The sequence below is a fragment of the Alkalicoccus daliensis genome (assembly GCF_900103955.1).
Lineage (GTDB): Bacteria > Bacillota > Bacilli > Bacillales > Salisediminibacteriaceae > Alkalicoccus > Alkalicoccus daliensis.
On the sequence record NZ_FNIL01000018.1, the window covers coordinates 1 to 15,264 of the forward strand.

At 44.9% G+C, this 15,264-nt stretch carries 13 protein-coding genes; 11 read left to right on the forward strand and 2 right to left on the reverse strand.

Annotation, left to right across the window (positions count from 1 at the left end; genetic code table 11):
• The coding region (locus BLP92_RS16870; protein WP_139148965.1) for an IS3 family transposase at positions 1-320 on the forward strand (320 nt) is incomplete at its 5' end.
• Between the two features lie 473 nt (positions 321-793).
• On the opposite strand, the gene BLP92_RS16880 is transcribed toward BLP92_RS16870, so the two are convergent.
• Complete coding sequence (locus BLP92_RS16880; protein ID WP_090844309.1) at positions 794-1,960, reverse strand: TraB/GumN family protein; 1,167 nt, start codon at positions 1,958-1,960, stop codon at positions 794-796.
• A gap of 681 nt (positions 1,961-2,641) precedes the next feature.
• Here BLP92_RS16880 and BLP92_RS16885 point away from each other — a divergent pair.
• The 6 genes from BLP92_RS16885 to BLP92_RS16910 all read left to right on the forward strand — a co-directional run bounded on the left by BLP92_RS16885 (position 2,642) and on the right by BLP92_RS16910 (position 10,044).
• Positions 2,642-3,253, forward strand: a complete 612-nt coding sequence (locus BLP92_RS16885) for a YpjP family protein (RefSeq protein ID WP_090844312.1) — start codon at positions 2,642-2,644, stop codon at positions 3,251-3,253.
• 195 nt (positions 3,254-3,448) lie between these two features.
• Positions 3,449-5,173, forward strand: coding sequence for a thiol reductant ABC exporter subunit CydD (gene cydD / locus BLP92_RS16890; protein WP_090844315.1), 1,725 nt, complete (start codon positions 3,449-3,451; stop codon positions 5,171-5,173).
• A complete protein-coding gene (gene cydC, locus BLP92_RS16895) occupies positions 5,170-6,885 on the forward strand; it encodes a thiol reductant ABC exporter subunit CydC (RefSeq protein ID WP_090844318.1) in 1,716 nt (571 codons plus the stop codon). Before cydD ends, cydC begins: the two co-directional genes overlap by 4 nt.
• Before the next feature lie 221 nt (positions 6,886-7,106).
• Positions 7,107-8,582, forward strand: a complete 1,476-nt coding sequence (locus BLP92_RS16900; RefSeq protein WP_090844321.1) for an amidase family protein — start codon at positions 7,107-7,109, stop codon at positions 8,580-8,582.
• Between the two features lie 68 nt (positions 8,583-8,650).
• Positions 8,651-9,214: an RNA polymerase sigma factor gene (locus BLP92_RS16905; protein ID WP_244516921.1), complete on the forward strand. Its 564-nt coding sequence runs from the start codon at positions 8,651-8,653 to the stop codon at positions 9,212-9,214.
• A complete protein-coding gene (locus tag BLP92_RS16910; protein ID WP_090844421.1) occupies positions 9,211-10,044 on the forward strand; it encodes an anti-sigma factor in 834 nt (277 codons plus the stop codon). Before BLP92_RS16905 ends, BLP92_RS16910 begins: the two co-directional genes overlap by 4 nt.
• Positions 10,045-10,370: 326 nt before the next feature.
• Here BLP92_RS16910 and BLP92_RS16915 read toward each other — a convergent pair whose 3' ends face one another.
• The gene (locus tag BLP92_RS16915) at positions 10,371-11,627 is read right to left on the reverse strand and encodes a YeeE/YedE family protein (RefSeq protein ID WP_090844324.1); all 1,257 of its coding nucleotides are present in this window, start codon (positions 11,625-11,627) and stop codon (positions 10,371-10,373) included.
• 422 nt (positions 11,628-12,049) lie between these two features.
• Here BLP92_RS16915 and BLP92_RS16925 point away from each other — a divergent pair, with 422 nt between their 5' ends.
• From BLP92_RS16925 to BLP92_RS16940, 4 genes are all read left to right on the forward strand, one after another.
• Complete coding sequence (locus BLP92_RS16925) at positions 12,050-12,478, forward strand: AhpC/TSA family protein (RefSeq protein WP_090844331.1); 429 nt, start codon at positions 12,050-12,052, stop codon at positions 12,476-12,478.
• A gap of 67 nt (positions 12,479-12,545) precedes the next feature.
• A complete protein-coding gene (locus BLP92_RS16930) occupies positions 12,546-12,836 on the forward strand; it encodes a hypothetical protein (protein ID WP_090844333.1) in 291 nt (96 codons plus the stop codon).
• Positions 12,837-13,059: 223 nt separating this feature from the next.
• Positions 13,060-14,034 (forward strand): AAA family ATPase, encoded by a 975-nt coding sequence (locus BLP92_RS16935; protein ID WP_175444339.1) that lies wholly within the window; start codon positions 13,060-13,062, stop codon positions 14,032-14,034.
• Positions 14,031-15,248, forward strand: a complete 1,218-nt coding sequence (locus tag BLP92_RS16940) for a DUF58 domain-containing protein (RefSeq protein ID WP_090844339.1) — start codon at positions 14,031-14,033, stop codon at positions 15,246-15,248. The genes BLP92_RS16935 and BLP92_RS16940 overlap by 4 nt, the downstream gene beginning before the upstream one ends.
• Positions 15,249-15,264 lie beyond the last annotated feature (16 nt).

The window sequence follows — 15,264 nt, forward strand, 5'->3', positions numbered from 1 at the left end:
AAGCCAGATACCGGACAACGATCCACTCGGATCAAGGCTGGCACTACCAACACAAAAAGTGGGTAAAAACCTTAAAGAAACATCGAATCTTTCAAAGTATGTCCAGAAAAGCAACCTGCGCAGATAATGCCATGATGGAGAATTTTTTCGGGATTCTCAAACAGGAGATGTATCACGGAGAAGACCTGGTTTCGTATGAAGAACTGAAACGAAAACTGGAGAGCTACATGGAGTACTATAATCATGAACGTGTAAAAGCAAAATTGGACGGATTGAGCCCCATCCAATATCGGAATCAAACCATCCAATCAGCTTCATAAGAAAACTCTAACTTTTAGGGGTCACTACCTTGCCGTGGGGCTGGCCTTCAGCTATTTCTCCTGCCCGCAGGGGCAGAAGAAAGGATCTTCAGACTGCGCTTGAATCCCACGGGCGTCACCGCCGGGCGCTATGGAGAATATATTTTTATAAAAAGTTGCACTTATACTGGAAACGCTGTATAAAATCCAATCGTCTTTTTTCTCAGTTGCTGTCGCAGAAAAGTCGACTCCTGGAGGATGAAGAACGATTCTCATATCTTCCCAGGCGTTCTTACTGGGAAGATATAGTAAGCATGTGCGAAACCAGCCAATGATCTTCAAATCACTGGAAAAAGCTCTTTGCTTTCCAGTGATTTGGCTGCGTGAAGCCATGCTAGCTGAGAGAGTTCCCTCCGAAAAGCGACCCTTCGGAGACAAAAGTATACTAGCGAATACTTATACTGAAAAAGTACTTTCTCAACAGCCTCTTTCGTTTATAAATTTTCAAAGAAGACGCGCAGCACATCTGCACCGCCGACCATGGTACCGATCGTACTTCCGATATTCGATAAAATAACAACAAGCAGAATACGGGTTACTTTGTTTCTCCAGAAACCTTTAAATGTCTGCACATCATCCGATAGCGCTTCTAGATCAGCAACATGCGGCCGGCGCAGGTAAGCCTGGGTAAAGCCGGCGAACCATCCGGCAGCCATAAACGGATTCAGTGAACTGATCGGTGCGATAACAAAAGCAGTAAGGATTGTTAAAGGATGGCCAAAAGCAATTGCAGCACCCAGTGCTGAGAAAGAACCGTTCCATAACAGCCAGCTGATTGTCTGCTCCATACCGGCAGAAGGATTGTTCATAAAAGTATAAGCAATCACCGCAATGATGGCGATAGGAATTGCCCAGCCGATCATTTTCGGAACAATCGATTTTTTCGGTGTTTCCATTAACTTATCAAGGTCGTGTTCATGTTTAATTTCTTCCAGAATGCCTGGAATGTGCGCGGCACCTAAAACAGCTACAATTTTCTTCCCTGGAGCATCCTTTATTTTCTGCGCCAGATACTGATCACGTTCATCAATTAAGGGCTCTTTTAAACGGGGAAATGCCTGTGAAAATTCATTCATGGCTGCATTAAGGGTATCCTGTTTTTTCATCCGTTCAAGCTCTTCTTCTGAAATATTCTCCTGCACTAAAATACTTCCAAATACAGAAGTGATTAATTTCCCTTTTCCCAAGAATCCCAGGTTGCCCCAGATACGTGAGAACGTTGTTTGAATATTACGGTCTGCAAGGACAAGTTCTGCATTAATTTCCTTCGCAGATTCAACGCCCTGAATCATTTCCTGTCCGGGCTTAATGCCGAACTGCTTTGCCATCCTGTTTTGAAAAGAGGATATAGCCAGGTTCATGAATAGCAGCGTTGCTTTTTTCTCGCGGATTACCTTAAATATATCCATATTGCGCCAGCGGTCACTGTCGATCACCGACTGATACCGCTGTTCATCAAGCTCTACACATACAGAATCCGGCTGTTCCGCTTCAATTACTTCCTTTACCTGAATTGCGCTGGATTTTGAAACGTGCGCTGTTCCAATTAAAATAATTTCCTTATCATCTATCGTAATACGGGTAATATTTTCCTCACTCATACGAATCTGTCCCTCATTTCTTCTCACTTGCCTCTATCATATATTGAACTAATTAGATGATTTTTTCAATGGATTTGTAAAAGCGTCCCTCAGACACTTCCTTATCATCGGCAGATTTTTGATCTTTATTAAATAGCTGCCTTGAAAATAAAAGTTCCGCTAAAAAGAAGTAATACTGCTGCTGCACTTTCGGAGAGGCTGCCCAAGGGCTTGTTCCCGACTAATTTCTCTCACAGGATACGGCTTCCATCGATCCACAGACAGCAGGGCAGAGACCGCCATGCTGTCTTTAAAAACCAGGATCGATTCCGCTCGTACTTCGTGACCAGGCCACTTGGATTCTCGAAATGCGCTCGTGCTTCCTCTCCTTCGTTCCACAGCAGTATTAATTATCGGACTAGGGCAAAAATTTGCATGAGTGTTTCTATTAAAACTGGTGTTGTCAGGAGGCAGGGACCTCTTCGGCTCCTTTTTCTTCGCTTGCCGCGGAGAAATCTTTCAGCATTACCTTGGAAATAAGCAGGGGTCCGCAAAGCCAGTCCACTACGAGTGATTGCTGTCTTAAAAACTTCTGCAGAGATATTCAAAAAAGCATCACAATAGTTTGACAATTCTCCGTGTTTTTCACTGCATTTCATGCTAAAATGATAAAAAGAAACAAAAGGGAAGGGACGGGGACTGATGAAACTCTGGATGAGAAGATTGACGATCATAATGATGTCAGTACTCACTCTTGGTGCCTACATACCGCAGCTCGACTGGGATGATGACAGAAAAGATAAAGATACAGAACTTCCGAACGGAGAGAAAAATTCTGCAGATTCTGCTTTTGATGAGGTATCTGACAGTTCACTTGATCTGGAAGACGAAGAAGACCTCTGGTCCATAGATGAATATATAGATAACATGAATATGCAGGCGCGCGAGCAGATGCTTTCGAAGCTCGGTCCTAAAATCGTAAACCGCGTGGAGGATAATCTGCTGCAGGAAATCCTGCCGCAGATGGAAGAAGTTATTTCTTCTATTTATGAGCAGTCTGACGATCAGGCGCCGCCGAAGCTAACGATTACGGAGCACCCTTCTACAGGATACGGGGAAAAAATATTTCATATTTATGATGAGGATGAAGAAACAGATGTTGTCCGATTTCATGTAAGACGCGATATGAAGCCAAAGCAGGGATACTTCTTTAACTTTCATTACCATTTAAAAGAAGATGGCTTTGAAGAACATCATACACTCGGAGACGTTTATTGGGATAAAAACACCCCGCCGAAGTGGATGGCACATTAGACGGTACCGTTGACAGCGGCAACCTTAAAAAATCACTTATAAAAAATCAATATCCTGCAGCGCTGGGAAGACAATCCTTCCCAGCGCTTTTCACTGTCACATATTCTTCACTTTTCAAATGAGCACCCTTGATGTACCGTGCGCAAAAATGATTTATAATGAAACAATGGTAAAACAGGAAGGAGTTATGTCTGCATGACAGCTCAACAAAGGCTGAAAGAATTATCTAAACAGGACAAAACAACGCGGCGTCTGTTGATGCTTATTTCTGCTGCAATCGGTCTCACTATTGTAGCGCAGGCATATTTTATTGTGTCCGTCGTTGATCAAATATTCCTCCAGGGGGCCTCTGTTGCGGAAGTAGCCTGGCCGCTGTTTGGTGTACTTGTTTCATTAGCACTTCGTGCGCTGCTGCAATATGTGAACAATCGCACAGGTGAGCGGATGGCAGCCCGTATGAAGCAGAAATTCCGCAGTCAATTAATTAATAAATATACACGCAATCCAGTGCTGACCTCTGAGGAGGGGCAGTCGGGCGGTAAGGTAAGTGTGCTTCTCGATGCTGTCGATGAACTCGATGCCTATTTCAGCCAATATTACGTAGTAATGATGCAGTCCTCCCTCGTTCCGCTTATTTTATTAGGCGCTATCTTTTACATGAACTGGGTGTCCGGACTGATCCTGTTAATTACAGCTCCGTTTATTCCCGTTATGATGATTGTGATCGGAAATAATACACAGAAAAAATCGGAAGAACAAATGAGTCAGCTGCAGGCTTTTTCCGGAAAATTTTTAGATATTCTACAGGGGCTTTCCACGCTGAAATTATTAGGGAAAGCAGAAAAGCAAGTGGAGGAAGTTGAAAAAAGCAGCTTAAATTACAGAGACGCCACAATGACGGTATTAAAAATTGCCTTTCTTTCTTCTTTAATGCTTGAATTTATTTCGATGCTGAGTATTTCGCTTGTAGCTCTTGAAGTCGGGCTGCGCCTCGTGTTGTACGATCAGCTTTCCTTCTTTATCGCATTTTTCGTCCTGATTCTGGCACCTGAATTTTTTGCTTCCTTGAAAGAAATGGGAAGTGCATTTCATGCGGGCCGTGGAAGTATGGCAGCCGCGGATAAAATATATGCAGAGCTTGATAAAGAAGAAAAACAGACAGAGTGGGGAGAAAAAGCTGTACCGCCGTCTCCTGCACTTACTTTTCGCAGTGTCTCTTTCGCTTACGATGAAGAACGCTTTCAGTTCGGACCTGTGTCTCTGCACATGGAGGCAGGCTCACACACCGCTGTGGTTGGGAGGAGCGGAGCTGGGAAAACTACGATGATGCAGCTGATTTCCGGGCTTCTTCCTGCAGAAGGAGAAATAAAGCTGGATGGAAATCCCCTTTCACAGCACCGGGAATCTTCCTGGTTTCAGGAAGTTGCGTATGTGACGCAGCACCCGTTTCTCTTCTCAGGCACGTTAAAGGAAAATATCCTGCTCGGAGTAAAGCAGGGGGAGGAAGATGCGCTTCAAAAAGCAGTGGAAAAATCTGGTCTTCGGGAAGTGGTTGATCAGCTGCCGGAAGGTCTGGAAACAAAGATCGGGGAAGGCGGCCGAGGCCTCTCCGGAGGAGAGAAGCAAAGGGTGGCGGTTGCCCGTGCTTTTATGAAAAAACCGACGATTCTTTTGTTTGATGAACCGACAACCGGTCTTGATGTGAAAACAGAACAGATTCTCCAGCAGTCTATTGCAGAATTATCACAGGGAGCTACTGTAGTAACGATTGCCCACCGGCTTCACACAATTCAGCAGGCAGATCAGATTATTTTCCTGGAAGATGGAAAACTGGCAGCCTCAGGAAGCCACCAGGAACTGCTCGCGCAGTCAGCAGAGTATCAGAATATGGTAAACGTACAGCAGGGGGTGCGGATATGAAGGAAATAACACGGCTCTTACTTACGGAAAAAAGAGATATATTCCTTTCTGTGCTGTTTGGTTTTCTCGCAGGAATGGGAGCGGTAGCTTTATTTGCCAACAGCGGCTATTTAATTTCCAGAGCTGCTGTTGCACCGCCTTTAGCAGTGCTCACTGTCACAATCGCCCTCCTGAAACTGTTCAGCTTTACCCGGGCATTAAGCCGTTATGGGGAGCGATATTATTCCCACCGGGCAACCTTTACTATGCTTAGTAATATCCGCAGTCACTTCTTTCAGCGGCTGGAACCACTGGCTCCAAGAATCTCTCACAAATTTAAAAGCGGAGATCTTCTCTCACGTATCGTTGGCGATGTGGAAAGCCTGCAGAATTATTTTCTGCGCGTGTACTACCCTCCGATCGTGATGATTACAGTTTTTCTTGCCACGATAGCCTTCACAGCTTATTTTTCTATTCCTGTCGCAGTCATTTTAATTGCAGGTGTGCTTGTGACCGGCTGGCTGATACCTGCCTGGTTTCAGGTTCGGCACAGAAAAATTTCTTCTGAGATCCGAAAAGCAAGAGGAGAAGTTTCTACTGAGATCACAGAATTTTTATATGGGTTCCAGGATTTAAAGCTTCATCAGAAGTTAGAGGAAAAAGAAGATGCGCTTCTTGCTTCTTCCCGCCACTATATTGAGGAGCAGGCAGGAGCCTCTCACAGAAGGCTCGCCAGTGTCTCATGGAATCAGTCAATCGCTTTTACAATTTCCTGGATTGTACTTGCAGCAGGGGCTTATCTTACAGCGGAAGGGCAGATGGAAGGAGTCTTTCTTGCGATGCTTGTGATGGTAAGCCTGACAGTATTTGAAAATGCAACGCCGATGGCAGCGTATCCTTCCTATGCAGAAGAAAGCAGGCAGGCAGCAGCCCGGTTGGAAGAAGTAATGCAGGATGAATCTTCCCGTCTTCCTGAAAAGAAGCAGCTGCGTGCCCTTCCGCAGGGGACTCCGGAGATTTCCTTTCAAGGTGCTTCATTTACGTACCCGGAAGAATCCCGCAGTGTGCTGAAAGAAATTAATCTTACTATTGCTCCCGGTACGAAAACAGCTGTTGTCGGAGGGAGCGGGTCAGGCAAATCTACAATGATTCAGCTTATCCTCGGTATTTATCTGCCGGAAGATGGAAAGGTCTCCATCAGTGGCATATCGACCGAAGAATTGGAAGATAAAAAGATATGGGAAAAAACAAATGCCATTCTGCAGGATCAGCATTTCTTCTTTGGGACTGTAAGAGAAAATCTGCTCATATCCAATGATGAAGCAAATGATGCACAGATGAAAAATGCTTTAGCGCGGATGAATCTCGCGTACCTTTCTCTCGATACGACGCTCACAGAAAAAGGGAAAAACCTTTCCGGCGGTGAGAGACAGCGCCTTGGACTTGCGCGCTCTATGTTGAGAGAGGCAGAGCTCTGGCTGCTTGATGAACCTACTTCATCTGTAGATGCAGCAACTGAAGCCAAAGTAATGAATGAAATATTCACAGAAGCAGAGAATAAAACTTTAATTCTGGTGAGCCATAAGCTGCAGGGACTTGAAGATATGGACCAGATTGTTGTCATGGACCATGGCAGCATCGCAGAGACAGGAACATTTGCAGAGCTGATGGAGAAGCGCGGGGTGTTTTACCAGATGAAACAAATTGAAGCAGAGCTCTTCGCTGCCGGTTAAAGGCTTTGCAGGCAGACATGTACCGCACCTGCGGAAGTTTTCATTATCGGAGGGGAGATTTATTCTCCAAGTGCGGACTATATAAACAATTTATTCTTTATCTTTTTTTGTTTATCCTTTAAGACAGCCGGTAAAAAGGCTGTCTTTTTTTATCCTCTTTTCCCATAGCTATACAAAGTAAAGTTCGCTATGATGAAAGAAATACAGATGGGGAGGACACAATGCTTCAGGAAAATGATTACATAAAAATGGATGCAGCTGCGCTTGCGGCTGGAATAAAGCAAAAGGAATTCAGTCCGGAAGAAGTAATGAAAGCTTTTGAAGCAAGGAAAACGAAAGTGAACCCTGCTTTAAATGCAGTTGTACGCTCCAGGAACCGGGAAATAGTGTTAAAGGAATATCAAAAACAAAGCATATTCAGTGGTGTCCCTTTTTTAACGAAAGATATTTCCCAGGCAATAAAAGGAGAACTGCTCACGGCAGGATCATCTCTTCTGCACCATCATTCAATAGAAGACTCCCATCTGGTCAGCCGTTTCCGCCAGTCGGGATTCATGATAGCCGGGCAGACGAATACACCTGAATTTGGGCTGAAAAACATTACAGAACCAAAAAGATATGGACCGACCCGTAATCCTCATCATCTGGAATTCAGTGCAGGCGGTTCAAGCGGAGGGGCAGCAGCTGCAGTCGCCGCTGGAATGGTGCCTATTGCCGGAGCGAGTGATGGAGGAGGATCGATCCGAATTCCTGCCTCGTTTACAGGCATATTCGGGTTAAAACCGACAAGAGGAAGAACCCCTGTCGGACCGGGAACAGGAAGGCAGTGGCAGGGTGCTGCGATTGACTTTTGTGTAAGCAGATCCGTAAGGGACAGTGCTTTACTGTTAAAGGAAGTACAAGTATTTCAAAGAGAAGCAGCCTTTCCTTATCCGGTAATCCCCCATGATACATTTTTAAAAATCAGCCGCCCCCTGCCAAAGCTGAGAATTGCATTCAGCAGCATAAGTCCTGTCGGGACAAAAGTCAGCAAAGCGGCAGAAAATGCTTTGTTCCAGACGGTCGCGTTTTTAAAAGAAGAAGGACACGAACTGGAAGAAGCGGCACCTGCGATAGATGGCAGAGAGCTGATGAGAAAATACTATGTAATGAACAGCGGGGAAATGGCTGCAGTGGGCTCCAGATTGCACCAGGCGCTTGGAAGAAAAATCCGCCAAGAGGAATTTGAACTGGAATCGTGGATGCTGCAGGAAGCAGGAAAATATATATCCGGTGCGGAATATGCACAAAGTCTGCAGTCCTGGGATGAGGCTGCTTTCATAATGAGTGAATTTCATCAGCAGTATGATATTTATCTGACTCCTGCTACTGCAGACTCCGCACCGCGTGTCGGAGAACTTACTTACAGTGCGCAGGAAGACAGGGTGTGGAGAGAACGAATGAAGCAGACGGAAAACCGGCAGGAACTTATATATGAGATGTTTCTGCCAAGTCTTGCTTACACTCCTTTTACGCAGCTGGCGAATTTAACAGGACAGCCTGCTGTCTCGCTTCCTGTGGGAGAAAGCGAACTCGGTATGCCTGTAGGTGTGCAGGCGATGGCCTGGAAAGGCGAAGAAATTTTACTGCTGCAGCTTGCAGATAAATTAGAAAGATCTCCTCTTTGGAAGCAAAAAAGTTTACCAGAAATTTTTTAATTAAGTGATCCAAATTGGCTTGCTGCACGTTATATAAGTAACGAAGCAATCCTGAAAAGGAGGGTAAAATGGAAAAGATGGAAGATACAGAGGTGTATGGACAGATTTTAAAAAAAGATAAAGAAGCGCTGGAGCAGCTGTATGATAAATATGAAAAGCTGCTGTTTTCTTTTGCATTAAAGATGGTAAGAAGCCCGGAAAGTGCAGAAGAAGTAGTACAGGAAGTAATGATGAAATTATGGAGGGGCAGCGGCGGTATTTACGATGAAGAAAAAGGGAAATTTTCTTCCTGGATCCTTACGATGACAAGAAACACTTCCATTGATTACCTGCGAAAGCAGAACAGACGGCAGGAGGAAGAAGTCCATCAGGAAATGGAACTCCAGGATACACAGGCTCCTGTAGAAGAAATAGTAGAATGGAAGCAGCAGAGAGAAAGAATAAAAGAAGCGATGACTTCCCTGAAGCAGGAACAGCAGCATGTCATTGAAATGTTTTATTTTAAAGGGTACTCCCAGAAAATGATTGCAGATAAAATAAATATTCCTTTAGGTACGGTGAAAGGACGAATACGATTGGCATTAAAGCACCTGAAAAGTGAACTTGCAATGGAAAGGGGGGATTGGCAATGACAGAGAAGCAGTGTGATAAGCTAGTGGACTACTTTAATGGACAAATGGATGATATGGAAAAGGAAGCATTTGAAACGCATTTAGCAGGATGTGCTTCCTGTCAGGAGGAGCTTGCAGAATGGGAAGCGCTGTCCAGCGACCTTCCGTATTTAAGTACGCCGGCTGATCCTCCGGAAGGAATGAAAAAAAGAGTACTGGATAATGTGTTTGCAGAAGAGGAAGAACCTGCACTTCCGCAGAAGAATTATACAGAATCAAAAGTGAAGAAAAACCGCTTCACGAAATTTTCTTCTCCATGGGTCATGGGTACGGCAGCGGCTGTCCTGCTGCTCTCGTTGGTGGGGAACGGGATTCTGTGGAGCGAAAGGCAGGATCTGGCGTCGGAAACAGAAAGATTGAGTGAAGAAGCGGAGAGGCTGGCTTTTGAAAGAGATCTTGCGGAACAGAACCTGGCAACTGTACTGGAAGAAGAGGAAGAGGGCGGAGTTTCCGATGTACTGCTTGCTTCTAATCTTGCGTCCATTGGAGAAGCTGAGTTTTCCGGACAGGGTTCTGCAACAATTATCAGTGAAAATGGGGAGCTGGAGCTGCTGATCCAGGTTACGGACATGCCGGAACTGCAGGGAAGCGAAGCATTTCAGGCCTGGGTGATCGAGGGAGAAGTGCCGATTCCTGCAGGAAGTTTTACAATTGATGAAAACGGAAATGGAGCAGTAAGCTATAACTTAAATGATATGGAAGATACGCAGATTGACCAAATAGCGATAAGTCTGGAACCGCAGCCGAACAGTCTGCAGCCGCAGGGAGAAATCCTGCTTGCTTCTCAATAAAATCCATCAGGAAAAATTCAGCGGAGAAAGGAGCAGATAAATGGATATTATGTTAGCCGGAATATTAATAACTGTTATACTGCTTCTCATTGCAGGAGTAAGCTATTTACTGTACCGTTCAAACTTAAAGAAATAGCGCGTGAAGCAACACCGGCCGTGCAGTAAAAAAAACGCCTCTTTCGCAGCATGTGTAAAAACTTCTGCGCAGAGGCGTTTTTTCGTATTGGTTAAATTCCATTTTTTGGTAATTGACTCTATTATGGTTCGGTGTTGTTGCTCAGTAGAAACTCTGTTTCAGCCGGACCTGCCGTGGGCGGGCTCTTACACTAGCAGAATGAATCTTTTGATTTTGGTACTGATAAGCCGAACAGCGGGCGCAGATACAGTGCCAGAAAAGTTCCGAGCAGTGCCATCACTCCCCAGATATATCCATGCAGGCTGAAGGAAGCAATGCCGCCGAAATAAGCACCGATATTGCATCCAAAAGCTAAACGGGCACCATAGCCCATAAGCAGGCCGCCAATGACAGCTGCTGCTACATTCTTTCCGTTAATACTGGAAAAGTTAAATAAGCCGCCTGCAGCTGATGCTAAAAATGCGCCAATAATTACACCAAGGTTAAGCACCGTTGTAGTGTCAGCAAAAACAGAAGCTTCCAGTGCTGCTGCGTTATCTCCCTGCCAAAATCCCCAGCTGGCAACATCAAAGCCGAGAAAATCTGCAGCATGAGAGCCCCAGAGAGCAAAAGCGAAAGTAACTCCCCAAGGTTCGCCCCGTGTCATCAGCGTCAGGGCATTCAGGACAGCGAGCACGATAGCTGCGGCAAACAGCGGCCAGGAGCCGCGCAGCATCCTTTTCCATCCTGAGGTGGAAGGTACAGGAGCCATTTTTGGAGGCTTTCTCTTTCTTTCCACCACGAGGGTAATCCAGGCAATAATTCCGAATAGTACAATAGAGATAAGCCAGGCGCCTCCAAATCCAAAACCGGTAGTTTCAGCGAGAGAAACTGCAGGGCCGTTTGGCATTTCATCCGTCCAGAAAGGCAGATGTGCTGCGCCTATAACCGAGCCGATGATAAAAAACAGCAGGGTAATAAACATGACGGTGCGGCCGGCTCCTACAGCAAACAGCGTGCCGGAGGCGCAGCCACCGCCAAGCTGCATCCCAATCCCGAATAAGAAAGCACCGACGAGCAGACTGGTACCAACAGGGAAAACATATCCGCTTACTTCCACATCAAAGAACGAAATACCAAAGGCAAGGATAGGAGCGAAGAGAGTAACGGCTGCAGCGAGCATGACCATATGGGAACGGATGGCCTGGCCATTTCCAACAGACATAAATCTGCGGAATGCTGACGTGAACCCGAATCGGGCATGGAATAATGTATAACCGAGCAGCAGGCCGAGGAGCAGCAGTACAGAATGCGTTGCTTCCTGAGTGAGGAGCAGATACACTGCCAGCACAGCAGCAGCTGTTAATCCTCCAATTATTAATTTCATCTGTGGAGGTTTTAAGCCTGTATCAGGACGCTTTTCTACATCTTCCTGTGCACCCGCGGAATGCACATAAGTTTGAGCCATAATAATACCTCCTATTCATAGTTATCTAATCAGGAATACGAAATTATTCTACGGGTGCATGGACCGGTTGTCAAAAATGATGATTTTATATTCATCTTAAATCAGTAGAGGCTGTTTTTAAAGAAAGCAACTTTGAAAAGAGTCTGTGAATGAGATATACATCATGCTGCAGCACTCCCACAGATCAATATCGGAAGCCGGAATATCTGGCAGAAAATAAAAAAGCAGTTAACTTTAAAAGAGGCAGGAGAATGAGTATGATAAAAGAAAAGAGGAGGAATGAATATATGGAATTATCTTATAAGCTGGAAACTGAAAAACGCGAAAAAGTAACCTTTGATTCACTCCTGGGAGAAAGAGAAAAAGTAATTGTATTTGTAAGGCATTTAGGCTGACCGATCTGCAGGAACCACCTTGCGCAGTTGCGCAGGAATCAGAATGTTTGGGAAAGCAGGAACGTGGAATTAATCGTGATCACTCCATCCAATGGAGCGTATAATGCTGATTTCAAGAAAAAATTCGGGCCATTTCCGTTTTCATTTTATGGAGACCCAAAGCGAAAGGCTTTCCGTGGTTTAGGACATGTCACTATGCCGAAAGCAAAACTTTTAACTGCGGCCGCCGCTGCAGGTGTATCAGGAAGAGTGAAAAACTTCCTGCCGAAAGATAAACAGCAGCGCAGTTTTGTAGCAGATTCTATGCGTACACAGGATGTGTACATTCAGGGAGGCACTTGGATTTTTGATAAGCAAGGAATCCCGGTCTGGTCACATATTGATGATTCACCGGAAAATCATGCATCCATTGATGATGTAGAAGAAAAACTGCGGGAGCTCAAAGACAACAGTTAGAAAAGTTTTACAATTGATAAACGAGGGTAGAAATTACCAGGACACAACCACGACAGGAGAGATACAGATGGATAAGCAGGTAGTGGCAGTTTTACAGTCCCTGGAGCAGAAAGAAGGAGTAATCCGGGAGCTCGAATTAAAAAATGTAGCTCGTGAAGATGTGGAAGTGATTCATAGAGAAGATGAAGGTGCCCCTGATTATCAAAGCTTTTTTAAACAGGGAGATTATGTAGTTGTAGTAGAGTCAGAAAATGAAATTGGGAGAATTCCGGTAGAGCAGGAAGACACACAGAATGACAGGCGGACTCCCAAAGGCCACCATCACAAGCCCCATCACCAAATGAAAGAAGGCTTTTAGCTTCACGCACCATGAAAGCCGCCGGCAATCAGCTGGCGGCTTTTTACAATGAATCAGGAACCGAACTGAGCTCAGGTGAGAAAGCGCTGGCACACATTCGGAATATTCCGGAAAAACCTTGATACTTTTCAGCTTCAGAAGCGATATTTCCTTCAGATCATGCTAAAATAAAAGAGGCAGCTTATGAAAGCTGCAGCAAGTTTTTAAGGAGGATTCCTTTACTATGAAAAGAAGACAAGAGCGTTCCGTTACGGAGCACCCTCAAATAGAAGCACTAATTCATAATATAGAAAAAGTAGTAGTAGGAAAGCGAAAGGAAATTGAGCTGAGCTTAATTGCCATTTTAAGCGGAGGCCACGTACTGCTGGAAGATGTTCCGGGAGTAGGGAAAACGATGATGGTCCGCGCGATTGCCAAGTCGCTCGGAGCGCAGTTTAAGCGTATACAGTTTACTCCGGATCTGCTTCCTTCGGATGTTACCGGAGTGTCTATATATAACCAGAAGGTACAGGAATTTCAATTCCGGCCCGGCCCGGTCATGGCAAACATTGTGCTCGCAGACGAAATTAACCGTACTTCTCCAAAGACGCAAGCTGCTCTTCTCGAAGCTTTGGAGGAAGGCAGTGTAACGACCGATGGAGAAACACGGGAACTGGAGAAACCATTTTTCGTCATGGCGACACAGAACCCTATAGAATACGGCGGAACTTATCCACTTCCTGAAGCGCAGTTGGACCGGTTTTTATTTAAATTCCGCATTGGCTACCCGACGAAATCTGAAGAGCTGGAAGTCCTTTCCCGGGTAGAAAATGAACATCCAATTGAAACTTTGCGTCCCGTCCTGGAGCTGGATGAATTACTGCATATGCAGAAAAAGGTCAAGAGTGTGTATGTACAGGAAAGCATTAAGGAATACATTATTAGAATCGTGAGCGCTACCCGCCAGCATCATGCTGTGTACCTCGGTGCAAGCCCGAGAGCTTCTATTTCCTTAATGAAAGCAGGGCAGGCGCTGGCATTTATCCAGAATCGTGACTATGTGATCCCCGATGATATTAAGTACCTGGCGCCCTTCACTCTGCAGCATCGTATTATGCTTAATTCCGACGCAAAACTTTCGGAAACCACGACAGAAAAAGTGCTGCGTGAAGTGCTGGAACAGGTGCGCATACCGGCAGGAAATGAACAAGCGCAATGAAAGCCCTCTGGAAATGGACGAAACTAATTCTAAAGGTACTTGCTGCAATAGCAGTGATAGGCGGATTATTCAGTTATGCGATGTTTCAGGGCGGCTTTGTCAGCTGGTTTTTATTTTACACGGTAATGAGCCTGTTTCTTCTGCTTATCCTCTATGCACTGATACCACTCGGCAATTTTCAAGTGGAACGCAGAGCGGGAGACGGAGCTATGTCTGCAGGAAATGAGCTGAAAATAGAAATAATCATTGAAAGAAAATGGCTCTTCCCTTTTTTATATCTGGCAGTAGAAGACGTTGCTGAAGATACACTTACAAAACAACTTCCTTTTCAGGCCTCTAAAATGATTTTTTATCCCACCATGAAACGCAGACTTTCCTACAGCTATATTGTGCCTGAATTAAAGAGAGGCAAATACTATTCCTACGGAGTAAAACTTTCCACTAGTGATTTATTTGGATTCGTCAATAAAGAAAAATTTGTTTCCATGCCGTCCGAGCTCCTGGTCTACCCGAAATATCATGACATTGAGCAGTGGGAAGCATTTGAAAAGCATGAAACAGAAACTACGATGTCCCTGCAGGACTTTATTGAGGACCGGACTTCGATTGCCGGAGCAAGAGAATATGTACCAGGAGATAAATTAACAAGTCTGGACTGGAAAGCAACAGCCCGGGCCAGTAAATTAATGACGAAGGAATTTGAAGAGTATATGGGGCAGAATTTCCTCGTTATCCTGAATAATAAAGTAACAGATTCTTCTTTTGCGGTATCGGATGCCTATGAGAAAGGAATAGAACTAGTAACTTCTCTTGTAATGTATGCCTATAAAGAACAGCTGCAGCTTGGTTTTTGGTCTTTTGGGACAGAGAAAAAAAAGTTCCCTGTAGGACTTGCAGCTGAGCAGCAGAAAGAAATTATCGCTTACTTAGCACAATTGAGGCCTGCCCGCTCCGGATCGTTCGCAGCTTCTTTAAAACAGGCAGAGAATGATGTTTCCCAGGGAGTTACGCTGGTAATCATATCGGTAGAATTAACGGACGAAAGCTTAAAAAGGTTAAAGGTGCTTCTTGGGAGAAGGGTTCGTATTTTCTTTGCACTGATGGACAAGGGAAAAGGAATAGATCCCTGGGAATTCAGACGATTGAAAGAACTGAGAGAAGCAGGTGCAGATGCTTATGTTTTGTCGGAAGGTCACTGGTCCAAAGAAAATTAAAGAATAAGGGTGATTA

What these genes read in the sequence shown, in the direction of transcription:
- BLP92_RS16880 (WP_090844309.1), bottom strand. Translation starts at nt 1,960, where the DNA reads ATGAGTGAGGAAAATATTACCCGTATTACGATAGATGATAAGGAAATT.
- BLP92_RS16885 (WP_090844312.1), top strand. Translation starts at nt 2,642, where the DNA reads ATGAAACTCTGGATGAGAAGATTGACGATCATAATGATGTCAGTACTC.
- cydD (WP_090844315.1), top strand. Translation starts at nt 3,449, where the DNA reads ATGACAGCTCAACAAAGGCTGAAAGAATTATCTAAACAGGACAAAACA.
- cydC (WP_090844318.1), top strand. Translation starts at nt 5,170, where the DNA reads ATGAAGGAAATAACACGGCTCTTACTTACGGAAAAAAGAGATATATTC.
- BLP92_RS16900 (WP_090844321.1), top strand. Translation starts at nt 7,107, where the DNA reads ATGCTTCAGGAAAATGATTACATAAAAATGGATGCAGCTGCGCTTGCG.
- BLP92_RS16905 (WP_244516921.1), top strand. Translation starts at nt 8,651, where the DNA reads ATGGAAAAGATGGAAGATACAGAGGTGTATGGACAGATTTTAAAAAAA.
- BLP92_RS16910 (WP_090844421.1), top strand. Translation starts at nt 9,211, where the DNA reads ATGACAGAGAAGCAGTGTGATAAGCTAGTGGACTACTTTAATGGACAA.
- BLP92_RS16915 (WP_090844324.1), bottom strand. Translation starts at nt 11,627, where the DNA reads ATGGCTCAAACTTATGTGCATTCCGCGGGTGCACAGGAAGATGTAGAA.
- BLP92_RS16930 (WP_090844333.1), top strand. Translation starts at nt 12,546, where the DNA reads ATGGATAAGCAGGTAGTGGCAGTTTTACAGTCCCTGGAGCAGAAAGAA.
- BLP92_RS16935 (WP_175444339.1), top strand. Translation starts at nt 13,060, where the DNA reads ATGAAAAGAAGACAAGAGCGTTCCGTTACGGAGCACCCTCAAATAGAA.
- BLP92_RS16940 (WP_090844339.1), top strand. Translation starts at nt 14,031, where the DNA reads ATGAAAGCCCTCTGGAAATGGACGAAACTAATTCTAAAGGTACTTGCT.